17 protein-coding genes are annotated in these 25,222 nt (G+C 69.7%); 6 read left to right on the forward strand and 11 right to left on the reverse strand.

Going from position 1 to position 25,222, the window contains the following annotated elements:
- Nucleotides 1-149: 149 nt before the first annotated feature.
- Nucleotides 150-2,039: an arginine decarboxylase gene (gene speA / locus ABTV91_RS03790; RefSeq protein ID WP_433853301.1), complete on the forward strand. Its 1,890-nt coding sequence runs from the start codon at nt 150-152 to the stop codon at nt 2,037-2,039.
- A 127-nt stretch (nt 2,040-2,166) separates the two neighbouring features.
- On the opposite strand, the gene ABTV91_RS03795 is transcribed toward speA, so the two are convergent.
- Nucleotides 2,167-3,333, reverse strand: coding sequence for an OsmC family protein (locus ABTV91_RS03795; protein WP_433853302.1), 1,167 nt, complete (start codon nt 3,331-3,333; stop codon nt 2,167-2,169).
- Nucleotides 3,334-3,554: 221 nt separating this feature from the next.
- Here ABTV91_RS03795 and ABTV91_RS03800 point away from each other — a divergent pair, with 221 nt between their 5' ends.
- On the forward strand, nt 3,555-6,401 hold the full coding sequence (locus tag ABTV91_RS03800) for a TonB-dependent receptor (RefSeq protein WP_433853303.1): 2,847 nt from the start codon (nt 3,555-3,557) through the stop codon (nt 6,399-6,401).
- Between the two features lie 345 nt (nt 6,402-6,746).
- Nucleotides 6,747-7,910 carry a diguanylate cyclase domain-containing protein gene (locus ABTV91_RS03805; protein WP_433853304.1) on the forward strand — a complete coding sequence of 388 codons (1,164 nt, stop codon included), beginning with the start codon at nt 6,747-6,749 and terminating at the stop codon, nt 7,908-7,910.
- 30 nt (nt 7,911-7,940) lie between these two features.
- On the opposite strand, the gene ABTV91_RS03810 is transcribed toward ABTV91_RS03805, so the two are convergent.
- The 4 genes from ABTV91_RS03810 to radC all read right to left on the reverse strand — a co-directional run bounded on the left by ABTV91_RS03810 (nt 7,941) and on the right by radC (nt 12,965).
- Nucleotides 7,941-8,693 carry an SDR family NAD(P)-dependent oxidoreductase gene (locus tag ABTV91_RS03810; RefSeq protein ID WP_433853305.1) on the reverse strand — a complete coding sequence of 251 codons (753 nt, stop codon included), beginning with the start codon at nt 8,691-8,693 and terminating at the stop codon, nt 7,941-7,943.
- Between the two features lie 788 nt (nt 8,694-9,481).
- On the reverse strand, nt 9,482-10,336 hold the full coding sequence (locus ABTV91_RS03815; RefSeq protein WP_433853306.1) for an SPOR domain-containing protein: 855 nt from the start codon (nt 10,334-10,336) through the stop codon (nt 9,482-9,484).
- Between the two features lie 19 nt (nt 10,337-10,355).
- Nucleotides 10,356-12,044: an arginine--tRNA ligase gene (argS, locus tag ABTV91_RS03820; RefSeq protein WP_433853307.1), complete on the reverse strand. Its 1,689-nt coding sequence runs from the start codon at nt 12,042-12,044 to the stop codon at nt 10,356-10,358.
- Nucleotides 12,045-12,290: 246 nt separating this feature from the next.
- On the reverse strand, nt 12,291-12,965 hold the full coding sequence (gene radC, locus ABTV91_RS03825; RefSeq protein ID WP_433853308.1) for a RadC family protein: 675 nt from the start codon (nt 12,963-12,965) through the stop codon (nt 12,291-12,293).
- 93 nt (nt 12,966-13,058) lie between these two features.
- Here radC and coaBC point away from each other — a divergent pair, with 93 nt between their 5' ends.
- The 3 genes from coaBC to ABTV91_RS03840 are packed head-to-tail and all read left to right on the forward strand — an operon-like array spanning nt 13,059 to nt 17,137.
- A complete protein-coding gene (gene coaBC, locus ABTV91_RS03830; RefSeq protein WP_433853309.1) occupies nt 13,059-14,303 on the forward strand; it encodes a bifunctional phosphopantothenoylcysteine decarboxylase/phosphopantothenate--cysteine ligase CoaBC in 1,245 nt (414 codons plus the stop codon).
- A complete protein-coding gene (dut, locus tag ABTV91_RS03835) occupies nt 14,300-14,773 on the forward strand; it encodes a dUTP diphosphatase (protein WP_433853310.1) in 474 nt (157 codons plus the stop codon). The genes coaBC and dut overlap by 4 nt, the downstream gene beginning before the upstream one ends.
- A 15-nt stretch (nt 14,774-14,788) precedes the next feature.
- Nucleotides 14,789-17,137 carry a phosphomannomutase/phosphoglucomutase gene (locus ABTV91_RS03840; RefSeq protein WP_433853311.1) on the forward strand — a complete coding sequence of 783 codons (2,349 nt, stop codon included), beginning with the start codon at nt 14,789-14,791 and terminating at the stop codon, nt 17,135-17,137.
- A 99-nt stretch (nt 17,138-17,236) separates the two neighbouring features.
- On the opposite strand, the gene ABTV91_RS03845 is transcribed toward ABTV91_RS03840, so the two are convergent.
- The 6 genes from ABTV91_RS03845 to ABTV91_RS03870 are packed head-to-tail and all read right to left on the reverse strand — an operon-like array spanning nt 17,237 to nt 25,090.
- On the reverse strand, nt 17,237-17,944 hold the full coding sequence (locus tag ABTV91_RS03845; RefSeq protein ID WP_433853312.1) for a response regulator transcription factor: 708 nt from the start codon (nt 17,942-17,944) through the stop codon (nt 17,237-17,239).
- Nucleotides 17,937-20,597: an ATP-binding protein gene (locus tag ABTV91_RS03850; protein WP_433853313.1), complete on the reverse strand. Its 2,661-nt coding sequence runs from the start codon at nt 20,595-20,597 to the stop codon at nt 17,937-17,939. The genes ABTV91_RS03845 and ABTV91_RS03850 overlap by 8 nt, the downstream gene beginning before the upstream one ends.
- 36 nt (nt 20,598-20,633) lie before the next feature.
- On the reverse strand, nt 20,634-21,224 hold the full coding sequence (kdpC, locus tag ABTV91_RS03855; protein ID WP_433853314.1) for a potassium-transporting ATPase subunit KdpC: 591 nt from the start codon (nt 21,222-21,224) through the stop codon (nt 20,634-20,636).
- Complete coding sequence (gene kdpB / locus ABTV91_RS03860; RefSeq protein ID WP_433853315.1) at nt 21,221-23,269, reverse strand: potassium-transporting ATPase subunit KdpB; 2,049 nt, start codon at nt 23,267-23,269, stop codon at nt 21,221-21,223. Before kdpB ends, kdpC begins: the two co-directional genes overlap by 4 nt.
- Nucleotides 23,270-23,274: 5 nt before the next feature.
- Nucleotides 23,275-24,987, reverse strand: coding sequence for a potassium-transporting ATPase subunit KdpA (kdpA, locus tag ABTV91_RS03865; protein ID WP_433853316.1), 1,713 nt, complete (start codon nt 24,985-24,987; stop codon nt 23,275-23,277).
- A gap of 10 nt (nt 24,988-24,997) precedes the next feature.
- Nucleotides 24,998-25,090, reverse strand: coding sequence for a potassium-transporting ATPase subunit F (locus tag ABTV91_RS03870; protein ID WP_057635969.1), 93 nt, complete (start codon nt 25,088-25,090; stop codon nt 24,998-25,000).
- Between the last annotated feature and the right edge of the window lie 132 nt (nt 25,091-25,222).

Raw genomic sequence — 25,222 nt, forward strand, 5'->3', positions numbered from 1 at the left:
CCCCCCGGGAGAAGGTGGCGCGAAGCACCCCAACCCCTCTCCCGGCGGGAGAGAGGCCTGAAGGCGCGGGCGCGGATTGTAACGGACCCTTGCCCCGCAGGCGTTAGAATGCGCGCCATTCTTATCCACAGCCGAGAGTTGCTACGCCGATGAGCGATTGGTCCCTCGACCAGGCCCGCAAGACCTATTCGATCCCGCACTGGTCCGACGGTTATTTCGATGTCGATGCCGCCGGGCACGTCGTGGTGCGCCCCACCGGCGCGCAGGGCCCGGCCGTGTCGTTGCCGGAAATCGTCGATTCGGCCCGCGCCGCCGGCGCCAAGCTGCCGCTGCTGGTGCGTTTCCCGGACATCCTGGGCCAGCGCTTGGGCAAGCTGCAGGCCGCGTTCGCCCAGGCCCAGCACGACTGGGACTACACCGGCGGTTACACCGCCGTGTACCCGATCAAGGTCAACCAGCACCGCGGCGTGGCCGGCACCCTGGCCAGCCACCACGGCGAGGGCTTCGGCCTGGAAGCCGGTTCCAAGCCGGAACTGATGGCCGTGTTGGCGCTGTCGCGCCCGGGCGGGCTGATCGTCTGCAACGGTTACAAGGACCGCGAGTACATCCGCCTGGCGCTGATCGGCCGCAAGCTGGGCCTGCAGACCTTCATCGTCATCGAGAAGCCGTCCGAGCTGAAGCTGGTGCTGGAGGAATCCCGCGCGCTGGACGTCAAGCCGGGCATCGGCGTGCGCATGCGCCTGGCCTCGCTGGGCGCGGGCAAGTGGCAGAACAGCGGCGGCGACAAGGCCAAGTTCGGGCTGTCGCCGCGCCAGCTGCTGGACCTGTGGAAGTCGCTGCGCGACACCGAGTACGCCGACTGCCTGAACCTGTTGCACTTCCACATGGGCAGCCAGATCAGCAACGTGCGCGACATCGCCAACGGCATGCGCGAGGCCACCCGCTACTTCATAGAGCTTTCGCGTCTGGGCGCGAAGATCAGTCACGTCGACGTCGGCGGCGGCCTGGGCATCGACTACGAAGGCACCCGTTCGCGCAGCTACTGCTCGATCAACTACGGGCTCAATTCCTACGCCAGCAACATCGTGCAGCCGCTGGCCGAGGCCTGCGAGGCCCACGGCCTGCCGCAGCCGCGCATCGTCACCGAATGCGGCCGCGCGATGACCGCGCACCACGCGGTGCTGATCGCCAATGTGGCCGAGGTGGAGCAGGCGCCGGAAGGCCGCGTGCCGGAAGCGCACGATGACGAGCCGGCGGCGATCCGCCACCTGCGCGAGATCCACGACGAACTGGACGTGCGCCCGGCGGTGGAGCTGTTCCACGAGGCGCAGCACTTCCATGCCGAGGGCCTGAGCGCCTACGCGCTGGGCCAGATCGACCTGCCGCAGCGCGCGCGCATCGACGACCTGTTCTACGCCATCGCCAACGGCGTGCGTGCGCGCCTGATCTACGACGAGAAGAGCCACCGCCCGGTGCTGGACGAGCTGAACGAGCGGCTGGTGGACAAGTACTTCGTCAATTTCAGCGTGTTCGAGTCGATCCCGGACGTGTGGGCCATCGACCAGGTGTTCCCGATCGTGCCGATCGAACGCCTGGACGAGCGCCCGGACCGTCGCGGCATCGTCGCCGACATGACCTGCGATTCCGATGGCATGGTCGAGACCTACGTAGAGAACGAGAGCCTGGACAGCTCGCTGCCGCTGCACGCGCTGCGCCACGGCGAGAGCTACCGCATCGGTTTCTTCCTGGTCGGCGCCTACCAGGAAATCCTCGGCGACATCCACAACCTGTTCGGCGACACCGACGCGGTGGAAGTCACCGTCGACGGCAGCGGCTACCGTATCGCCCAGCAGCGCCGCGGCGACACCACCGACGTGATGCTCGACTACGTCGGCTACCGGCTGGACGACCTGCGCGCGGCCTACCGCCAGCGCGTGGCCGCCGCCAACCTGCCGGCCGCGCGCGCGGCCGAGCTGGACGCGGCGCTGGAAGCCGGCCTCACCGGCTACACCTACCTGTCGGACGAACTGCTGGGCTGAGCGGTGTGGTGGATGCGCCCCCTTCCGCATGCGGGAGGGGGCGTTTTCGTTTCCTGCATCCGAATACAGGAGGACGGCGGCTTGCGCCGCCGTCTCTGCATCATCGGGCTGTCCGCGCGGATGCGGCTCAGCTGCCCTTGAAGGCGCCGTGGACGACGCTGCCCTCCAGCGTCTGCTCATCCTTGACCAGGTTGTACAGCGGGCAGGTTTCCTCGACCGCATCGCGCAGCGCCAGGATCTCCTGCTCCGACGCCGGCGACTCGATCCGCGCGGTGTAGCGGATGTTGTGGAAGCGCGCCGGGCCGTTCACGTTCCTGCCGAAGCGAGGGGTCAGTTCGGCGTTGGCGGTGACTTCCAGCGAGTCCAGCAGCACGTTGCGCGCACCGGCCTGCACTTCAAAGATGTGCGTGGGGCAGGTGGTGGTGACGCCGATCAGGTGCTCCTCGGCGGTCGGTGCCAGTCCGTAGCCGAGCAGGCCCGCCGCGCTGTCGTGCAGTTGCAGGTGATACCCGTCCTTGCCGATGAACACCTGGCGCAGGCCGGTGTGCGGTTCGACGTGCGCACGTGCGACCAGCGTCTCGGCGGCGGCCGGCGCGCCCGACGCGGCTTCGCGCTGTTTGGCCAGCACGGCAGGTCGCTTCTCCTGGGTGATGAAGTCGCGCAGGCCCGGCGGCAGGTTGGGGTCACGCGTGGCCGGGGTCTGGATGTACTCCACTTCGATGCGGCTGATCGGTTGCGCTTGCGTCACCAGGTTGATCGCCGGGGATTGCTCGTGGACGCTGCGTTTGAGCGCCTGCAGCTGCGCATCGGTGGCCGGCGAGTCGATGTAGGCCACGTAGGAAAGGTTGTTCGGGTAGCTGAGGTTGGCGCTCTTGCGCTTGGGGATGCTGGTGAACACCACGTCCAGCCCGTCGATCGGGATGTTCGCTGCCGCCGCCTGCACCAGGTATTCGTCGGCGATGGCGCTGGACAGCACGCCCACCAGCGAATCCCATGAACCCGCGCCCAGGTTGTAGCCGGCGTAGTCGCGACCACTGTCGCTGAGGTACTGGAAGGTTCCGGTTGGCCCGATGCGCAGCCGGCGCACGCCGGAGCGGCTTTCGGCGGTGACCTTGGTGTGGATGGCGATGGGCACGCCATTCTGCGCCGATTGCGTCTGGATGGCGGCCTTCTTCTCGACCAGGTAGTCGCGCAACGGCGTGCTCGACTGCGCCGCCGACGCCGGTGGCAGCAGCAATGCCGTGGACAGCACGGTTGCGGTGAGGGCAAGGAACAACGGGCGTGCGATGGGCATGACAGGCAGGACTCCGCGATGGGCCGGATGGCCGGAAGACTGCCGACTTTCCACGCTGCGATGAATGCGCGGAAATAGCCGATGGCGATGCTGTTATACCGCTGGCCTCCCCTTGCGGGCTGATACCGCCGACCGCAGGATCTCATGCGACGCCGTCATTATTCAGCGCGTGAACGAGTTCCTAGCATCCGTCGCTCAGCCCGATCAGAGGAAGTGTACGGATGCAGTCCCAGCCCGAGCATCATCGCAAGACCATCAGTCCCGTTGTCGCGGGGCGCAGCAGTCAACTGCCTGCACGTTCCGTACTTGCCTGCGTGATCGTCGCCGCGCTGGCCGCTGTGGTGTCACCGTCGCAGGCCCATGCGCAATCGGCCGAACAGCTGCAACGTGAGAACGCGCAGTTGAAGGCCGAGATCGCGCGCCTTCGCCAGGCGGCAGGCCTCCCACCGGAAGTCGGCACCACGGCGCCGCCGAGCGCCGCCGCGCAGGCACCGATCGATCCGGTAACTGCTTCGGGCTCCGGCGACGCCGCGCTGCTGGATGCGGTGATCGTCAAGAGCGAGCAGATCAAGCAGCAGCCGGCGTCGATCTCGGCGGTTACCGGCGAGGAACTGGAAAAGTTCCACGTCAACAATTTCCGCGACATCGTCAATCGCATCGGCAACGTGCGCACCTCCTGGCAGAACCCCAACACCGCCTCGATCTTCGTGCGCGGCGTGGGTTGGGCCGCCGGCGCCGGCGTGCTCGAACCCAGCGTCGGCGTCAGCGTTGACGGCGTCGGTCACGGCATCAATGCGATCTCCGCGCTGAGCAACTACCTGGACATCGAATCGGTGCAGGTGGTGCGGGGGCCCAACGGCACCGAAGGCGGGCGCGCGGCCAACGTGGGGCGCGTGGAGATCACCACCCGCAAGCCCAGCTTTACTCCCGAAGCGCGCGCTGCGATCACGCTGGGTGAGCGCAACACCACCATCGCCACCGCGGTGGTGGGCGGCGCCCTCATCGACCAGAAGCTGGCGTACCGCCTGAGCGTGAACCGCGAAGCGGCCGATGGCCCGTTCGACAATGCCAACGACACGCACTACAGCTGGCGCAACACCGACCGCACCAACGTGCGCGCGCAGTTGTTGTTCGCCCCGAATGACCGCCTGGAAGCCAACCTGTCGGTGGACGTCACCCCGAAGGGCCGCGAGATCTGCGAAAACTGCTTCTGGTTCAACACCAGGACGCCGGCCACCTACGACTGGACCAATCCGGTCACCGGCCAGCCGGGGCAGGTGAACTACGCCGAGGACGTGTTCGGCAAGCTGCAGCGCCGCTGGTTCGCGCAGAACCCGGACTACACCATCGACGATTACTACCGCCCGCGCGTCAACACCATCGGCGAGTACCCGAACACCTACAAGACCGCCGGTGTCACCGCCAACCTCGCCTACAAGCTCAGTGATGCCACCACGCTGACCTCGATCACCGGCTGGCGTGACTACGACTTCTCGCAGGGTGCGGGCTCGCATACCGGCTTCGAATGGTTGCGCGCCCCGCGCGGCACCCAGACCAGCTTCGAGCAGCTCAGCCAGGAACTGCGCCTGGACAGCCAGCTGAGCGATGGCCTGAGCCTGCGCGCCGGTGGCTTCTATTTCCACGGCAAGTTCCCCAACTACAGCCAGACCGAGCGTTATGGCACCGACGCTGGCGCCTACTACGCCAACGCCGCGCAGTACGCTCTGCTCGACCCGATCAACCCGGCGCTGCCCAATGCGGTGGACGCCGCCGGCCGGCTGTTGCTGTTCAATTCAACCTATGGGTTGATCACCCAGCGCAAGGAGCGCTACGACAACAGATCGTTGGTGGCTTACTCCAACCTGAAGTGGGACGTCACCGATGACTTCAGCGTCAACGCGGGCCTGCGTGTCAGCCGCGAGACCCGTAATACCCACGCCGGCAGCGGTATCCTCGCCGACGGCTTTGCCGGGGAACTGAACCCGGCAAAGGTCAACAACGTCGTCTACAACGGCTTTGCCAACGATGCATCCGGCAACCTCGCAACGGGCAACAACGCAGCGCAGCTGGCGTTGGCGGACCTGGTTGCGCAGAAGTACTTCGGCGTGGCGACGTACGGTGCGTTGAGTGCGAAGCAACGCCAGCAGGTGGCTGCAGCCAAGGCGATCCGCGCCGGCCGCATCGGCAGCTCCTACCTTGAGGTCGCCGCGCCGGAGTACGAGGAGACGCTGTTCAGCGGTGTGCTCGGTGCGAACTACCGCATCAACGATGCGTTGACCGTGTACGGCTCCTACCGCTACGGCGAGAAGCCGGGCATCACCCAGATCGTCGGCGCCACCGCGCTGGGAGGAAAATCGGTGCCGGCCAAGGCCGAGTCCACCCAGGCCTGGGAGCTGGGCTTCAAGTCGCTGCTGCTCGATGACACGCTGTCGCTGGCCGGTACGGTGTTCCTGCAGGACATCGACGATTACATCCAGAACACCTTCGTCTACGACGAAGTGCAGACCGCGCTGAACAACGACGGCAAGCCGGCCTACGTGGCCGCGCTCGGCAACGTGCCCAGGGTGCGCACCCGCGGCCTGGAGCTGGACGTGGCCTACTTCGGCATCCCGTACACCACGCTGCGTTTCTCCGGTGCGTACACGGACGCGACCTACCGCAGTTTCCCGCGCGCACCGAACCCGGCCGAGCTGGGCGGCGGCAATCCGGCCGGCCCGTACTACGATGCCACCGGCAAGACCCTGCCGGGTGCGCCGAAGGTCAGCGGCAACCTGTTCGCCGACTTCTCGTACCCGCTAGGGCAGGTATGGGCATTGCAGTCGAACCTCAACTACAACTACCAGAGCAGCTACTACACCGATACGCTGCTGTCGCGGTATGCGAAGACCGACCCGCTCGGCACTACCGACTTCTCGATCGGGCTGGGGCGCCAGGACGGCCGCTTCGCGATCAGCCTGGTGGCCAGGAACCTGTTCGACCAGGACACCGGCGTGCCGCTGACCTGGAACTCGTACAAGCCGGGCATCCCGCGCTGGCTGGGCGTGACGGTGCAGGCTTCGTTGTACTGAGTCGGTCGAAGAGCGCGGCGTGCACCGCGTCCGCGCCGACCCCTTCCGCCTGGACGACCTGCGCGCGGCCGAGCTGGACGCGGCGCTGGAAGCCGGCCTCACCGGCTACACCTGCCTGTCGGACGAACCGCTGGGCTGAGCGGTGCTGCGGGAAACCGTAGTGGGCCGGCTACCGCAGGGCGGCATGCGCCGCCCTGCGGCTTCCCTGATGTGACGTCTTGCTAGACGGCCCGGATTGGGTCGATAGTGGCTGTCGGGGAACGGAGGAAGCGGCACCTCACCGGGACGGAGCCAGCCCGGTATGGGCCGCACCTTCGTGTGGAAAGGCACAACAGAGGGTGCCGCATGCCGTACGAGATCGTCCATACGATCGGCTCGACCGTCTATTTCGTTTTTTTCCTGCTGTTCCTGTGGGTGCGGCGAACGCCGCGGATCAACCCCGGCGCCGGCTGGTGGGCCGGAGCGATGCTGTTCGCGCTCGCTTCCCGGCTGGTCTTCGTCGTCCTGCTGGACGAGTACCACGGGCGCACCGCCATCGTGTCGGTGTACACCGCGCTGAACGTGGTCGAGAAATCCTGCCTGCTGATCGGACTGGTGCGGTTCTTCGACGTGCCGCTGCGATTGCGCGACCTGCTGGTGGCCACCTTCGCGGTCGAGGTCTGGATACTCGCGGCCTGGGCTTGGTCGTTCCCGCCGCTGCTGCGCGGCGCCGGCGTAGCGCTGTTCAACGCCGGGATGCTGGCTGCCGCCGCCTGGATCGCGTGGACCCGGCGCGACCAGCTCGACCGGCGCCTGCTCACCATCACCGCCGTGTCCAGCGGCCTGCTCGCCCTGCACTGGGCCTGCGCCTTCGCCATCATCGAGCGCGTGCCGGGGTGGTTCGTGTACGGCTTCCTGCTCGGCGCGCTGCTGGTGCTGGTGCAGTACTTCTCGCTGCTCGCCGCGGTGCTGCGCAGTTTCCAGAAGCGCCTGTTGGAAGCCGAATCGAAGGCGCTGGACATGGCCTTCCAGGACCCGCTGACCGGCCTGAGCAACCAGCGTTACATGCGCACGCTGTTCGAGAACGCGCTGGTCTTGGCGCATCGCCCGCACCAGCTGGCCGCGGTCATCTACATCGACGTGGACAATTTCAAGCCGGTCAACGACCGCGCCGGGCACCGCATCGGCGACGAGGTGCTCAAGCTGCTGGCCGCGCGCCTGCGCCAGTCCACGCGCAGCACCGACATCTGCGCCCGCATCGGCGGCGACGAGTTCGTCGCCATCTGCACCCAGCTGGAAGATGCGGACCACGCCCACGGCATCGCGCGGAAGCTGCTGCGCGAGTTCACCGCGCCGCTGCTGGTGGAGGGGCGCGAGTACGTGCTGGGCGCGAGCATCGGCGTGAGCCTGTATCCGCTGCACGGCGATACGCTGGCCGAGCTGCTGGAATGCGCTGACCGGGCCATGTACCAGATCAAGGGCGGCGGCAAGAACGGCTACCGCATCCATGCCGCCGGAGCGCCGGCCTGAACGCCGCTGGCGTGCAGGCCGGCGGGGGACTCAGCTTTCGCGCGCGACCTGGAAACCGGCGAACGACTGGCTGACCGGCATCAGTTCCAGGCGGTTGACGTTCAGGTGCGGCGGCAGGCTGGCGACCCAGAAGATCTGCTCGGCGATGTCCTGCGCGGTCATCGGGTTGGCGCCCTTGTAGAGCTGGTCCGAGGCGGCCTGGTTGCCGTGGGTGCGCACCAGGGTGAATTCGGTCTCGGCCATGCCGGGCTCGATCGCGGTCACGCGCACGCCGGTGCCGTGCAGGTCGGCGCGCAGGCCCAGCGAGAACTGGCTGACGAAGGCCTTGGTGCCGCCGTAGGCGTTGCCGCCCGGATACGGATAGATGGCGGCAGTGGAGCTGATGTTGATGATCGCGCCGCGGCGCTCGATCAGCTGCGGCAGCAGGCGATGGGTGAGGGTGACCAGCGCGGTGACGTTGGTGTCGATCATCGTGCGCCAGTCTTCCAGGCTGGCGTGCTGGGCGGCGGCGGTGCCCTGCGCCAGCCCGGCGTTGTTGACCAGCAGATCGATGCCGCGGAACGCGGCCGGCAACGCCGCCAGCGCCGCTTCCATCGCCGCGGCGTCGCGGATGTCGAAGACCGCGGCGTGCACCGTGTCCGCGCCGAACTCGTCCACCAGCGGCTGCAGGCGCGCGGTGCGGCGGCCGGTGGCGATCACCTTCCAGCCGGCCCCGGCAAAACGACGGACGGCAGCGGCACCGAAGCCGGACGTGGCGCCGGTGATCAGGACGGTCTTGGACATGGCGGATTTCCAGGGGAAGGGGCCATCGATTTTCGCACCTTCGCGGGGTCGTGGCGCCGGCATGTCCTGTCCCTGCCTGTTTGGCCCGATGCGCACATGGCGTCGGGGAGGGGAGCGGAACTGCCGCTGCGGGGAGCAGGTCTCACCTGCGCATGGCTGAAGCAGCTGGCCGGAAAGCTGTCGCGACTGAAGTCGCTCCTGCGGGATGTGGTCCCGCGCTGGCTGTAAGGGGCGCTCGCCGCCACCCACCGAATAACCAACCCTTGGAGTAATGGCACTGGCAGACCAGAGTTGTAGCGGTGACGGGCACGAGGACCCCCAGTTTGTTTCACAGATCTGGGGCGAAGCCGCCATAGACCATTTCGCTACGCCTTCGTTTTCCCACCATGAGACGCGGGTGCATCGTAGATGCGGGGCTTGCCCCGCATGAGGAATTTTCGTCAAGCCCCGTGCGGGGCGAGCCCCGCACCTACGGTGGGCCGACCGGGCCCCGACCCCCGGAGTCAAGGATGTGTGCCGACAAGCGCGAGGTCGAGGGGTGACGGATACGCAGCCGAAGGTTTGCGTCGCAAGCTCTGGGCGAAGCTGCCGGAAAGCCATCGCGACTGAAGTCGCTCCTACGCGGTGTGGTCCCGCGATGCTGCCAAGACGTTCGCCGCCCACCTACCGAAGGAAACAGCCCCCTTGAGTCAAGGGGGCGCGCCGACAGGCGCGGGGTTGTGGGGGTAACTGGCACGGGGCCCAAAGTTTGTTTCACAAACTTTGGGGTGAAGCCGCCGTAGGCGACTTCACTGCGCCTTGATCGCCATGGCCTGCAGGCCGCTGCCGTTGAGCTTGGCCTTGGCCTCGGCCAGTTCGCTGGCGGTGCCGTACGGCCCCATGCGCACGCGGTAGACGGTGTTGCCGTTGATCTGCGCCGATTCCACGCGCGCGGCCAGGCCCATCATCGCCAGCTTGGCCTTGGTCGCCTCGGCGTCGCCGGAAGCGCCGAAGGCGCCGGCCTGGAGGATGTAGCGGACGTTGTCGCTGGTCGCGACATTCGCCGGTGCCGCCGGTTCAGGCCGCTTCGGCGCGCTGTCCGCAGCGGCGGGCGTCGCGGTGGTGGCCGCAGCGGTACGGGCGGGCGTGCTTTCGCTGGCCACTGCCTGGCGCGGCGCCTCGCTGATCGGCGCCGGCAACGGTGCTGCGGCCGGCGGCACGGCACGACCTTCCAGTGCGGCCTGCGCGCGCTGGGCTTCGCTGGTCTGCGCTGCACGCGCGGCCTGGGCGCGGCGCTGTTCCTCGGCGCGGGCGCTGGCGGCCAGTTCGGCGTCGGACATCTGCACTTCCTTGCCCGGCAGCAGCGTATAGAAGTCGTACTGGGTCGCGGCCGGTTTCTCCGCCGGCGTCGCACCGTCGCGCGCGGCCGGACGCGGCAGGTCCGCGCCGGCATCGATGTCGGCATCGGCGACCGGCGCCGGCTGCGCGTCCGGATTGGGTTGCGGGCCTACGCGAAGGAAGCCGTCGCCGTCCTTCTTGAACAGGTTCGGGGCAGCCAGGAACACCACCGCCGCGATCGCCGCACCGGCGACCAGCCATACCCAGCCGGGCGTGCCGTTGCCGCTGTTGCGCCGGGCCTGGCTCTTGCCGCGTCGTGCTGCCATTTCTGCCACTTCTCCTTGCTTACATCTTTTCCGGTGCGCTCACGCCGAGCAGGCCCAGGCCGTTGGCGAGCGTCTGGCGGGCCGCGCAGGCAAGGGCGAGCCGGGCGTTGCGTGCGGCCGCATCGTCCACCAGCACCGGCGTCCCGTGATACCACGTGTGGAAGGCGTGCGCCAATTCACGCAGGTACTGCGCGACCAGGTGCGGTTCCAGCGATACGCCGGCGGCTTCGACCACTTCCGGGTAACGCGAGATCTCGTTCATCAGCTCCAGCGAGGCGGCGTCGTCCAGCTGCGCCAGCGCGGCCAGGCCCTGCGCCTGGTCGTAATCCAGGCCCTTCTCCTGCGCCTGGCGCAGCAGCGAGCAGACGCGCGCATGGGCGTACTGCACGTAGAACACCGGGTTGTCGTTGCTCTGCTGGCGGGCCAGGTCGATGTCGAAGGTGAGCTGCGAATCGGGCTTGCGCGCGATCAGGAACCAGCGCACGGCATCGCTGCCGACTTCGTCGATCAGGTCGCGCAGGGTCAGGTAGCTGCCGGCGCGCTTGGACAGCTTCACTTCCTCGCCGCCGCGCATCACCGTCACCATCTGGTGCAGCACGTATTCCGGCCAGCCCTGAGGGATGCCCACGCCCAGCGCCTGCAGGCCGGCGCGCACGCGCGCCAGCGAGCCGTGGTGGTCGGCGCCCAGTTCGGTGATGGCGCGTTCGTAGCCGCGCTGCCACTTGCTCAGGTGGTAGGCGACGTCCGGCAGGAAGTAGGTGTAGGTGCCGTCGGACTTGCGCATCACGCGGTCCTTGTCGTCACCGAAGTCGGTGCTGCGCAGCCACAGCGCGCCGCCTTCCTCGTAGGTGTGGCCGGAGGCGACCAGCTGGTCCACCGCCTCGGCGACCTTGCCGTCCTTGTACAGCGAGCTTTCCAGGAAGTAGATGTCGAAATCCACGCCGAACGCGGCCAGGTCCTGGTTCTGCTCGTTGCGCAGGTAGGCCACGGCGAAGCGGCGGATGGCCTCGATGTCCTCGGCGTCGCCGGCACCGACCACCTGGCTGCCTTCCAGCTCGACGGTCTGGCCGAGCAGGTAGGCCTTGGCGACGTCGGCGATGTATTCGCCGTTGTAGGCCTCGGCGGGCCACTGCTCGTCGCCCGGCTTGAAGCCGCGCGCGCGCGCCTGCACCGAGCGGGCCAGGTTCTCGATCTGCACGCCGGCGTCGTTGTAGTAGAACTCGCGCTTGGCGTTCCAGCCATTGGCTTCCAGCACGCGGGCGATGCAGTCGCCGATGGCGCCGGCGCGGCCGTGGCCGACGTGCAGCGGGCCGGTCGGATTGGCCGAGACATATTCGACGCCGACGCTGCGGCCGTTGCCGCCGAGGTTGCGGCCGTAGTCGGCACCCTCGCGCAGCACGCTGGCCGCCTCGCGCTGGAACGCCACCGGCGCCAGCTTGAAGTTGATGAAGCCCGGACCCGCGATCTCGACGCTGGCGACGTCGTCGCTGGGCGGCAGCGCGGCGACCAGCGCCTGCGCCACGGCGCGTGGATTGCTGCGCGCGGCCTTGGCCAGCAGCATCGCGGCGTTGGTGGCGAAGTCGCCGTGCTCGCGGGTCTTGGGCCGTTCGACCACGAAATCCGGCGGCAGGGTGTCGGCAGGCAGGGTGCCGTTGGCGCGCAAGGCTTCGATGCCTTGGCCTATCAGGGCGCGGAGTAGGGATTTCACGTGACTGTCTGCTTGGAGCGCGGAACTGCACATTTTACCCGACCGGCGGGGTGGCTGCTTCCGGGGCCGGCCCGTCGGTCAGCGAAGTCAACGCGGGGTGCAGGACCGGGTTGCAGGCCACCTGCCGGGTGTGGAGACGCACATGGCGGCCGGCCTGCGCGTTCCACCGGCGGTGCCGGCCGCCGCCGGCCCGGCTCGCCGCGCGCCGCCGCGGAGTCCGTGGCCAGGCGCCGGGATCGCGCCCGGCTACATCCAGCCACGGGCCGCCAGGGACACCGGCAGGCCGTCGCCGATGACGAAATGATCCAGCAGCCGGATCTGCACCAGGGACAGCGCGTCGCGCAGGCGCAGGGTGACGGCGCGGTCGGCCGCGGAGGGCTCGGCGCTGCCCGAAGGGTGGTTGTGGCCGACGATGACCGCCGCGGCATTGTGGGCCAGCCCCCGGCGCACCAGCTCGCGCGGGTACACCTCGGCGCTGTCGATGGTGCCGCGGAACAGCTCCTCGAAGGCCAGAGCCCGGTGCCGGGTGTCGAGGAACAGGGCCGCGAAGACCTCGTGGGGCTGGGGCCGCAGCCGCTGGACGAAATAGCGGCCGGCCGAATCCGGGTCGGTCAGGGTGGTGCCGCGTTCCAGGTCGGCGGCCAGGTGGCGCTGGCCCAGCTCCAGCGCCGCGGCCAGCCGGCAGGCGCGGGCCGGGCCCAGCCCCGGCACCCGCATCAGCTCGCGCGCGCCGAGGTCCATCAGCTGCCGCAGCGACCCGTGGGCGTGCAGCATCTCGCGGGCGGTCCTTATCGCATCCTGGCCGCGCAGGCCCGAGCCCAGGAAGATCGCCAGCAGCTCCGCGTCGGAAAGGCCGCGGGCGCCATGTGCCAGCAGCTTCTCGCGGGGGCGTTCGTAGCGGGGCCAGTGACGGATGTGCATGGCCACAGAGTGAGCGCGAACCGTGCGCAAGGTAATAAGTCGTCACGGACCCTTCGGGTAAGCTAAAGATTCTTGTGCAGGTAGGATTTCCAAGTGACCGGCTTTCCCCATAGTGTCCACGCGCCATCGCGGCCGCTGGACGGACAGAAGCTGCTGCTGTGCGTCGGCGGCGGCATCGCCGCCTACAAATCGCTGGAACTGGTGCGCCGCCTGCGCGACGCCGGCGCTGGCGTGCAGGTGGCGATGACCGATGGCGCGCAGCAGTTCGTCACGCCGCTGAGCTTCCAGGCCCTGTCCGGGCAGCCGGTCCGCACCACGCTGTGGGACAGCGCCGCCGAACAGGCCATGGGCCATATCGAGCTGGCGCGCTGGGCCGACCGCGTGGTCATCGCGCCGGCCACCGCCGACCTGCTGGCGCGGCTGGCGCACGGCCATGCCGATGATCTGGTCAGCACACTGTGCCTGGCCACGACCGCGCCGCTGACCGTGTGCCCGGCGATGAACCACCGCATGTGGCTGCACCCGGCCACGCAGGCCAACATCGCGCTGCTGCGCGAGCGTGGCGTGCAGGTGGTCGGCCCCGAGGATGGGCCGCTGGCCGAGGGCGAATCCGGTCCCGGCCGGCTGAGCGAGCCGGACGCCATCGTCGCCGCGCTGGCCGGCAATCTGGCGCCGGCGGCGCCGGACCGACTGCAGGGCATGCGCGTGCTGATCAGCGCCGGCCCCACCTACGAGGACCTGGACCCGGTGCGCTACGTCGGCAACCGTTCCAGCGGCAAGATGGGCTATTCGCTGGCGGCGGCCGCGGCGCGCCGCGGCGCGCAGGTGGTGCTGGTCAGCGGGCCGGTGCAGCTGCCGACGCCGCCCGGCGTGCAGCGCGTGGACGTGCGTTCGGCCGCGCAGATGCGCGAGGCGGTGCTGGCCGCGCTGCCGGCCGACATCTATATCGGCGCCGCCGCGGTGGCCGACTACACGCCGCGCCAGGTGGCGCAGCAGAAGCTGAAGAAGACCGCCGGCAGCCAGACCCTGACGCTGGAACTGGTGCGTACCCCGGACATCCTGGCCGAGGTGGCCGCGCAGGAGCAGATGCTGAAGCTGGTGGTCGGCTTCGCCGCCGAGACCCACGACGTGGAGAGGTACGCGCGCGGCAAGCTCGCCGACAAGCACCTGGACCTGATCGTCGCCAACCAGGTCGGCATCCCCGGTGGCGGCTTCGAGAGCGACCAGAACGCGGCCACCGCCTACTGGAACGACGGCCACCGCGAATTCCCCGGTACCGCCAAGACGCAGCTGGCCGAACAACTGCTGGACCTGATCGCGGAGAGACTGGACGCATGAAGACGGACACCGCACTGCAGCCGCTGCAGGTGAAGCTGCTGGACCCCCGCTTCGGCGATGCCTGGCCGCTGCCGGCCTATGCCACCGAGGCCAGCGCCGGCATGGACCTGCGCGCGGCGATCGAGGCGCCGATGACGCTCGAGCCCGGCGACGCGGCGCTGCTGCCCAGCGGTATCGCCATCCACATCGCCGACCCGGGCCTGTGCGCGGTGGTGCTGCCGCGCTCGGGCCTGGGCCACCGCCACGGCATCGTGCTGGGCAACGGCACCGGCCTGATCGATGCTGATTACCAAGGGCCGCTGCTGATCAGCGTCTGGAACCGCGGCCGCGAGACCTTCACCATCGAGCCGGGCGACCGCATCGCGCAGCTGGTGATCATGCCCATCGCGCGGGTGGCCTTGCAGGTGGTGGACACTTTCGTCGACAGTGCGCGTGGAACGGGTGGATTCGGCCACACCGGAGTGCGCTGACGGGGGAAACGCACGATGAGCCAAGGGAACGAAAGCCGGCGCCCGGGCGTCGCGCTGGGCCGCTCGACGCCATTGCTGGCGGTTCTGCTGGTGCTGCTGGCCGGCTGGTTCGGCTGGAGCGCCTTCCAGCAGTGGCAGCAGGCCGATACCGGCACCCGGCTGGAGCAGGCGCGCGACCAGGCGGTGGACGGCCTGCACAAGGCGATCGCCGCGCAGGCCGCGCAGTTCGCCCGGCAGCTCGAGCTGGAGCCGGTGAGGACGGCCCTGGCCGGGGGCGACGCCGCCGCCGCGGCCGCAGCGCTGCGCGAGAAATGGAACGGGGTGGACGATGCGCAGGTCTTCGACGGCGCGCTGTCCGATGCCTATGCCGATCCGGCCGCCTTCGGTTATTCGCGGCTGGCCCTGCTGGAACTGGCGATGAGCCAGGGCAGGCCGGTCGCGCGCGTGGTGCGCGACGGCAACGGGCCGCGCCTGGGCCTGGCCGCCCCGGTGCAGCTGCAGGGCCGGCCTGCGGTCGCCTACGTGCGCCAGCCGCTGACCCGGCTGTCGGCCGTGTTCGACGGGCTGGCGTCGCCGGAGGCGGCCTTCCTCGGCCTGCGCCAGGGCGGCTACACCGTGCTGCAGAAGGGCGACGCCGCGCTGGGCAATGGCGCCGACGCGCTGGCCCGGACAGTAGCCGATACCCACCTGCGCGTGGTCGCCGCGGTGCCGGACGCGGTCGAAGGCCCGCTCGGGCTCGGCATGGTGGCCTGCGCGGTGGTCGCGGCGCTGATGCTGGCGACGGCGGTGCTGCTGCTGGTCGGCCGCAAGCGCCTGCGCCTTCCGGCGCTGCGCCGCGCCGGCGAACCGGCGGTCGCCGACGACGGCGTCACCCTGAGCGAAGCGCTGGCGCAGGAGCCGCTGCCGGTGGCGGCGGCGCGCGAACGCGAGGCCGGACAGACGCCCGCCGCCGTAGAAGCGGACATCGCGGCGGTGGTTCCTGGCATCTTCCGCGCCTACGACATCCGCGGCGTGGTCGGCAGCGAGCTGACCCCGGCCGTGGCCACGCTGATCGGCCAGGCCATCGGCAGCCAGATGCAGGCGCAGGGCCTGCGCGACGTGGTGGTGGGACGCGACGGCAGGCTGTCCGGCCCCGAGCTGGTCGCGGGGCTGGTCGAAGGCCTGCGCCGCGCCGGCTGCGAGGTCATCGACATCGGCATGGCACCGACCCCGGTGGTGTACTTCGCCGCCTACCACCTGCGCGCCGGCAGCTGCGTGGCGGTGACCGGCAGCCACAACCCACCGGACTACAACGGCTTCAAGATCGTCATCGGCGGCGAGACGCTGTCCGGCGAGGCGATCACCGACCTGTACCGGCGCATCGCCGAGGGCCGCCTGCAGCGCGCCGACATGCCGGGCGGGCTGCAGCAGCGCGAGGTTGTCGCCGACTACGTGCAGCGCATCGCCGACGACGTGCAGCTGGACCGCCCGCTCAAGGTGGTGGCCGATGCCGGCAACGGCGTCGCCGGCGCGGTCGCGCCGCAGCTGCTGGAAGCCATCGGCGCCGAGGTGATCCCGCTGTACTGCGACGTGGACGGGCAGTTCCCCAACCATCACCCGGACCCGAGCGAGCCGCACAACCTCGAGGACCTGGTGCAGATGGTCCAGCGTTTCGGCGCCGACCTGGGCGTGGCCTTCGATGGCGACGGCGACCGGCTCGGCGTGGTGACGAAGGAAGGCAGGATCGTGTTCGCCGACCGCCTGCTGATGCTGTTCGCCGCCGACGTGCTGGCGCGCAACCCGGGCGCGATGGTGATCTACGACGTCAAGTGCACCGGCAAGCTGTCCGACTACATCCTGCGCAACGGCGGCAGCCCGATGATGTGGAAGACCGGGCACTCGCTGATCAAGGCGCGCATGCGCGAGACCGACGCCGAACTGGCCGGCGAGATGAGCGGCCACTTTTTCTTCAAGGAGCGCTGGTACGGCTTCGACGACGGCCTGTACGCGGCCGCGCGGCTGCTGGAGATCCTCGCCCAGCGCGAAGAGGACCCGTCCGAGGTGTTCGATGAATTGCCCGACGCCGTCTCCACGCCGGAGCTGAAGGTGGCGGTGGCCGAAGGCACCCAGCACGCGCAGGTGGCGCTGGTCGTGGCGGCGGCGCAGGCCGGGGATTCGCCGTTCGCCGGCGCCCGCCTCTCCACCATCGACGGCCTGCGCGCCGACTTCAGCGACGGCTGGGGCCTGGTGCGCGCCTCCAACACCACCCCGGTGCTGGTGCTGCGTTTCGAGGCGGACGACGAGGCCGCGCTGGAGCGGATCAAGGAACTGTTCCGCGAACAGCTGCGGCAGGTGCTGCCGGCGGGAACCGAACTGGGCTTCTGACCGGTTGGCGCGCATCCGCAGGACGCCCGTGCGATGCGCGGACGCGCGATGCGCAACACCCTGCCGGGAGCCACCTGCAACGTGCCGGCGGGATGCCGTCTACGGTACGCGGAAACGCAGGCCGATGCCGGGCTCGGTGAACAGGTAGCGCGACGCCAGCGCCGAATCACCCAGCTTGTGACGCAGCCGGCCAACCAGGATGCGCAGATAGTGCGTGTCGTGGCGATGGCTCGGGCCCCAGACTTCCTGCAGGATCTGCGGCTGGGTGACCACGCGCCCTGCGTTGCGCAGCAACAGCGCCAGCAGCGCGTATTCCTTGCGCGTCAGCGCCACCGGCGCGCCGTCCACGCGCACCTCGCGGCGGGCCAGGTCGATGTGCAGGCAGCCATCGTCGAACACCGGCACCTGGCCTTCGCTGTCGGCGCTGCGGCCGCGCAGCAGGGCGCGCACGCGCGCCATCAGCTCCTGCGTGCCGAACGGCTTGGTGACGTAGTCGTTGGCGCCATTGTCCAGCGCCCGCACCTTCTCGGCCTCGCCGGCGCGCACGCTGAGCATGATCACCGGCACCTGGCTCCATTGCCGCAGTTCGGCCAGCACCTCGTGGCCTTCCATGTCGGGCAGGCCGATGTCCAGGATCACCAGGTCGGCGCCCTCGCCGGCCAGCCTGCGCAGTCCTTCGCTGCCGCTGGCAGCCTGGCTGACCGCGTATCCCTGCGCGCGCAACGAGATGTCGAGGAAGCGGCGGATCTGCACTTCGTCGTCGATCACCAGCACGCGCGCCGGTGGAATGGCAGGGGCGTCAACCATCGTCGTGCCGGTTCTCCGGATGAGGCTGGAGCAGGGGCAGGGTCATGCGCACCAGCGTACCGCGTCCGTCGCGCCCAGGCAGCGCTTCGACGTGGCCGCCGTGCGCGCCGATCATGCCCTGGCAGATGGTCAGGCCCAGGCCGGTGCCCTGGCGGCCGCGGTCGCCACGCTCCACGCTGTAGAACATGTCGAAGATGCGCGTGCGCTCGGCATCGGGGATGCCCGGGCCTTCGTCGATCACCTCGATGCGCAGCGTGCTGTCCTGCTGGCGTGCACGCACCTGCACGGGAACGCCGGGCGGGGAGAACCTGGCGGCGTTCTCCATCACGTTGAACACCGCCTGCTCGACCAGCGCCGGATGCACCCAGATCGGTGCAAGGTCGGCCGGGATATCCAGGCTGAGCCGCACCTCGGGCTGGTAGCGCTGCAGGCGCCGCGCCGCCGAGCCGATCAGTTCGTCCACGCCGATCCAGTCGCGGTTGAGCTTCAGCCCGTCGTGGCCGAGCCGGGTCATGTCCAGCAGGTTCTGGATGTAGCGGTCCAGGCGCTCGCCCTCGACCACGATGGTGTCGAGCAACGCACGGCGATCGACCGCATCCATGGCCTCGGCGTAGTTGGACAGGCTGTCGGCCGAACCGATCATGGCCGCCAGCGGCGAGCGCAGGTCGTGCGACACCGAGGACAGCAGCGCCGAGCGCAGGCGTTCGGTCTCGTTGTGCAGGTGGGCGGTTTCCAGCTCGGTGACCAGTTGGGTGCGCAGCGCGGCCTGGGCGATGTCGTCGGCCATGGCCTCGGCCAGCTGCCGTTGTTCCGGTGCCAGGCGTGGGTGCTGCCGGCCGAACTGCAGGCCGGCCACGCCGATGGCCCGGCCTTCGCCGTCGAGCAGCGGCAGGAACCACCAGTCGGCGCCGGCCAGCGTGTCGGTGTAGCGGCCGGCCGGCTGGCCATGCCGCAGCGCCCAGTCGGCCGCGGCCAGGTCGGTGTCGCCGGGCGCGGCACTGCCGCTGGTGCTGGTATCGCCAGCCAACCGCACCCAGGCCGGCGCATCCAGTGCCTGTTCCAGCGCAGCGCGCCCGGCGTGCGCGACCTGCGCGTTGTCGGCGGCACCGGCCAGCTGCCGGCCCAGCGCCTGGCGCAGCGTGGCGTGGCGGTTGGCCGCGCGCAGTGCCACCACCTGCATGCGCAGCCGCGAGGCCAGGCGGCCGGCGACCAGTGCCGCGGCCAGGAACAGGAACACGGTGATCACGCCCTGGCGCGCATTGATGGCGAAAGTGAAACGGGGCGCGATGAAGAAGAAGTTGTAGGCCAGGAAGCACAGCGTGGCCGCCAGTACCGCCGCGCTCATGCGCGTGCGCGCGGCGACCAGCACCACCGCGACGATGAACACCATCGCCAGGTCGCTCAGGCCGATCCAGCGTTCGCCCAGCCACGCCGCGACGCAGGCCACGCCGGTGGCGAGCAGGGCCAGCCCGGCGTCCCTGGCCCAGCTTTCGGTATCCAGCGACAGGCCTGCCCGCCGCGCGCGGGCCCGCGCCTGCGGAGTGCTGACGATGGTGATCTCGTAATGCGCGCCGCGCTGGATCAGCTGTTGGGTCAGGGTCTGGTTGAACAGCCGCGCCAGCGGTCGCTCGCGTGTGCGTCCCAGCACCAGCGCGGACACCGCGTTGTGCGCGGCGTAGTCCAGCAGCGCGTCGGCGATGCCTGGCCCGTGCAGCAGCTCGGCGTCGCCACCCAGGCGGCGCGCCAGCGCGAAGGCGGCATCGATCTCGCGACGCGTGGCTTCGTCCTGGCGCCGGTGCTGCACGGTCACCACCGTCCATGGCGCATCGCGGCGCTCGGCGATGCGCCGCGCCACCCTTACCAGGTATTCGCTCCGGCCGCCGCCGTCGATGGCCACCAGCACGCGACGGCGGAGCGGCAGGTTGCCTTCGCCACGCGCGGCGCGGGTCTCGCGCAGGCTGCTGTCCACGCGGTCGGCCGCCTCCTGCATCGCCAGTTCGCGCAGCGCGGTGAGGTTGGCCGGCGAGAAGAACGCCTGCAGTGCCTGCGCGGCCTGTTCGGGCACGTAGACCTTGCCCTGCTGCAGGCGCTCGATCAGCTCGCGCGGCGGCAGGTCGACCAGCACGATGTCGTGCAGGCGGTCGAACACCGCATCGGGCACCGTCTCGGTGACGCGCACGCCGGTGATGCGCATCACCACGTCGTTGAGGCTTTCCAGGTGCTGGATGTTGAGCGTGGTCCAGACGTCGATGCCGGCGTCGAGCAGCTCCATCACATCCTGCCAGCGCCGCTCGTGGCGGCTGCCGGGGGCGTTGCGGTGGGCCAGCTCGTCGACCAGCACCAGCGCCGGGTGCCGGGCGAGCACCGCGTCCAGGTCCATCTCCTGCAACCGATGGCCGTGGTAGTCCACCTGTTGCAGCGGGATGACCGGCAGGCCGTCCAGCAGCGCGGCGGTATCGCCGCGGCCGTGCGTCTCGACCAGCCCCACGGCCACGTCGACGCCACGCCGCAGTTGTTCCTGGGCGCGGGTGAGCATGCGGAAGGTCTTGCCGACGCCCGGGGCGGCGCCGAGAAAGACCGTCAGCTTGCCGCCGGCATCGCGTTGCAGGCCTTCCACCAGGGCGTCGGCCTGGCGGCTGCGGGTGTCGTTCATGGCCGCGATTGTGCGCCGTTGCCGGTCGCGCCTGCATCAAGGGGCATGCGCGGCCTCGTCCAGCCTGCGGTTGAGCGCCATCACGTTGATCCGCGGCTGCCCGAACACGCCCCATTGACGGCCCTGCACCTGCGCATCCACCAGCGCCTGCACGCGCCCGACCGGCCAGCCGCGTGCCTGCGCGACGCGGGCCACCTGCACCTGCACGGCGGCTGGCGAGAGCTCCGGATCCAGGCCGCTGCCGGACTGGGTGATCAGTTCGCCCGGTACTCTCGCCGGGTCGATGTTCTCGCGGGTCGCGACGGCGGCGGTGGCATCCGCCACGCGCTTGGCCAGGTCCGGGTTGCTGCGCGCCAGGTTGCTGCCGGCAGCGGCCATTGGATCGTAGTTGGCCGCCGATGGACGTGCCTGGAAGTAGCCATCGCCCTTGAACGGCTGCGCGACCAGCAGCGAAGCGCGCACCGTGCCATCGCCATCACGCAGCAGGCTGCCCTCGGCCTGGGCGGGGAACAGCACGCCGGCGATGCCGGTGGCGACGATGGCATAGACCAGCCCGGTGCAGATCAGGCCGAACAGCGACAGGCCGATGGCCGGGCGCCAGAGGGAAGCGGAAGTCGTGGATTTCATGCGCCGAACACCATGGCAAGAAGAAGGTCGATGGCCTTGATGGCCGCAAAGGGAAGCAGCACGCCGCCCAGCCCGTACACCAGCATGTTCCGGCGCAGCAGCGCGGTGGCGGTGGCCGGGCGGAAGCGCACCCCGCGCAGCGCCAGCGGGATCAAGGCCGGGATCACCAGTGCGTTGAAGATCAGCGCGGCCAGCACCGCGTTGCGCGGGCTGGACAGCTGCATCACGTCCAGCGCGTGCATCGAGGGAATGGCGGCCACGAACAGCGCCGGCAGGATCGCGAAGTACTTGGACACGTCGTTGGCCAGCGAGAAGGTGGTCAGCGCGCCGCGCGTGATCAGCTGCTGCTTGCCCACTTCCACCACCGCCAGCAGCTTGGCCGGGTCCGAGTCCAGGTCGACCATGTTGCTGGCCTCCTTGGCCGCCTGCGTGCCGGAGTTCATCGCCAGGCCGATGTCGGCCTGCGCCAGTGCCGGCGCATCGTTGGTGCCGTCGCCGACCATCGCCACCAGACGACCGCCGGCCTGCTCGCTGCGGATGCGCGCCAGCTTGTCCTCGGGCCGGGCCTGGGCGATGTAGTCGTCCACGCCGGCCTCGGCGGCGATGGCCGCGGCGGTCAGCGGGTTGTCGCCGGTGATCATCACCGTGCGGATGCCCATCGCCCGCAGCTGCGCGAACTTCTCGCGCATGCCGTGCTTGACCACGTCGGCCAACTCCACCACGCCGAGCACATGCCGGCCTTCGCTGACCACCAGCGGCGTGGCGCCGCCGCGCGCGACCTGGTCCACGCGCGCCTGCAGCTCGTTGGGCACGTTGCCGCCCAACGCCAGGACATGCGCGGCGATCGCGTCAGCCGCGCCCTTGCGGATGCCGCGGCCGCCGGCCAGGTCCACGCCGGACATGCGGGTCTGCGCGGAGAAGGCCAGATAGTCGGCCGTCTCCGGTTCAGCGGTGGCGCAGCCCTGTTCGCGCGCCAACCGCACGATGGACTTGCCTTCCGGGGTCGGGTCGGCCAGCGAGGACAGCAGCGCCGCCTCGCGCAGTTGGTCGCCGTTGATGCCGGCCAGCGCGTGGAAGGCCGATGCCTGGCGGTCGCCGTAGGTGATGGTGCCGGTCTTGTCGAGCAACAGCACGTCCACGTCGCCGGCCACCTCCACCGCCTTGCCGGACTTGGCCAGCACGTTGGCCTGCAACGCGCGGTTCATGCCGGCGATGCCGATGGCCGGCAGCAGGCCGCCGATGGTGGTCGGGATCAGGCACACCAGCAGCGCGATCAGCAGCAGCGGGTCCAGCGTCACGCCAACGAAACCGGCGATCGCCGGCAACGTCGCCACCACCACCAGGAAGGTCAGCGACATCGCCGCCAGCAGCAGCGTCAGGGCGATCTCGTTGGGCGTCTTCTGGCGGTTGGCGCCTTCCACCAGCGCGATCATGCGGTCCAGGAAGCTGTGGCCGGGCTCGGCGGTGACGCGCACCACGATCTCGTCGGACAGCACCTTGGTGCCGCCGATCACGCCGGAACGGTCGGTGTTGGCCTCGCGCAGCACCGGGGCCGATTCGCCGGTGACGGCGGCCTCGTTGATGGTGGCCAGGCCGCGCACGATCTCGCCATCGGCCGGCACGAACTCGCCGGCGCCGATGATCACCAGGTCACCCGGGCGCAGCTCGGCGGCGGCGACCTTGTCCTCGCCTGCACCGGCCAGCGCGGTGGCCAGGCGGCGCGCGACCAGGTCCTGGCGTGCGCGCCGCAGCGACGCGGCCTGGCCGCGGCCACGCGCCTCGGCGACGGCTTCGGCGAAATTGCCGGACAGCACCGTCACCAGCAGGATCGCGGTGACGGCCAGGCCAAAGCCCAGCGGTGCATTGCCGCTGAGGGTGAGCAGCAAGGCCAGCAGCGTGCCGGCCATGACGATGGCCATCACCGGGTTGTGCAGCAGGTGGGCCGGGGCGAGCTTGCGCACCGACTCCAGCAGCGCCCGCCGCCAGCCGGCGGCATCGAGCAGGGCGGGGCGGCGTACGCCGGCATGTGGAACAGAGGCATTCATGGGGATCAGGCTCCCTGCAGTGTCAGGCTCAGGTGGTCGGCCACCGGGCCGAGGACCAAGGCCGGCATGAACTGCAGCACGGTGAGGACGACGATCACGCAGACCAGGGTCAGCGCGAAGGTCGGGGTTTCGATCTGCAGGCTGCCCGCGCTCTGCGGGGCCTGCCGCTTGGCCGCCAGTTGGCAGGCGATGACCAGCGGGATGATCAGCACGGGGAAACGGCCCAGGGCCAGCACCAGCGCGCAGCTCAGGTTCCACCAGAGGGTGTTGTCGGCCAGCCCTTCAAACCCCGAGCCGTTGTTGGCATAGGCGGAGGTGAACTCATAGAACACCTGGCTGATGCCGTGGAAGCCGGGGTTGGAGGTGCCGGCCAGGCCGGGCAGGGCCAGCGTCAGTGCGGTCAGGCCGAGCAGGGTGATCGGCTGCAGCAGCACCAGCACCGCCAGCAGTCGCACCTGCGGGGTTTCCAGCTTGCGGCCGAACAGTTCCGGCGTACGCCCGGTCATCAGCCCGGCCAGGAACACCGCCATCAGCAGGTAGACCAGGAACTGCTGCAACCCGCAGCCAATGCCGCCCCAGATCGCGCTGACCAGCATGTTGACCAGCGATACCAGGCCGGTCAGGGGGCTCATCGAGTCCTGCATGCCGTTGACCGAGCCGTTCTGCACCTGGGTGGTGAGCGTGGCCCACAGCGCGGTGCCATCCGCGCCGAAGCGGGTTTCCTTGCCCTCCATCAGCAGTGCGCTGGCGGCGGTGGCGCCGTGACCCTCGGACCACAGGCTGGCGAAGGTGGACAGCAGCGACATGCCGAGCATGCAGCCGAACACCAGTGCCGCGAACTTCCGGCGCCCGGTGAAGCGGCCGATCATGAAGATGATCGCGATCGGGATCAGCACGATGCCGACCAGCTCCAGCGCATTGGACAGCGGCGTCGGGTTCTCCAGCGGCACGCTGCTGTTGGGGCCGTACCAGCCGCCCCCGTTGGCACCGAGCTGCTTGGCCGCCACCATCGCGGCCACCGGGCCCAGCGGGATCTTCTGCGTCGCCATGCCGGCGCTGGCATCGATCGGCGTGGCCTGCGGGCCCGCGGCCAAGGTGGACGGCACGCCCTGCCAGGTCAGCAGCAGCGCCCACAGCAGGCACAGCGGCAACAGGAAGCGCAGGCACAGGCGCACGACGTCGGCGTAGTAATTGCCGACGGTGACGCGTACCGGCGTATGGGTGTCGGCGGTGGTGGCCGCCGGCGCCTTGGCGAACAACGCACGCAGCGTGGCCACCGCGAGCGCCAGGCCCATCATCGGCGTGATCACCTGCAGGCCGGTGATGCCGGTCATCTGCGACAGGTAGGACAGCTGTGCCTGGCCGCTGTAGTGCTGCTGGTTGGTGTTGGTCAGGAACGACACCATCGTGTGCAGCGCGGTGTCCCAGCGCAGGTTGGGGATGTTGTCCGGGTTGAACGGCAGCCAGGCCTGGGTCATGAAGACCGCCTGGGTCAGCACGGCCAGCACCAGGTTGCTGAGCAGGAAGGCGAGCACGTAGCCACGCCAGGACATGGAATGGGCCGGGTCCACGCCGAGCACGCGGTACAGCGGCTTCTCGATCCAGTGGAACAGGATGTCGATGCGCATGGGCGTGCCGCGCATCAGCCGCGCCAGGTACAGCCCCAACGGCCAGGCCAGCGCCATGCCGGCCAGCAGGATGACAAGGGTTTCGGTCATGGCGCGGTCCTCAGAACGACTCGGGTCGCAGGACCGCGTACAGCAGGTAGGCGGCGGCGATCAGCACCACCACGCCGCACAACAGGGAAAGCCAGCCGGGCATGGAACACCTCGGAGGGGCATCGGATGGCCGGTGCCCGTTGATGGAAGGGCAGGGCGCCGGCCTTCGCCGCTCGCCCCGTTCAGGGCCGGCATCGTCCTCCCGCAGGGCGTAAACATTCGACGTCGTGGAGCG

Source organism: Stenotrophomonas nitritireducens (assembly GCF_050984405.1).
Lineage (GTDB): Bacteria > Pseudomonadota > Gammaproteobacteria > Xanthomonadales > Xanthomonadaceae > Stenotrophomonas > Stenotrophomonas nitritireducens_B.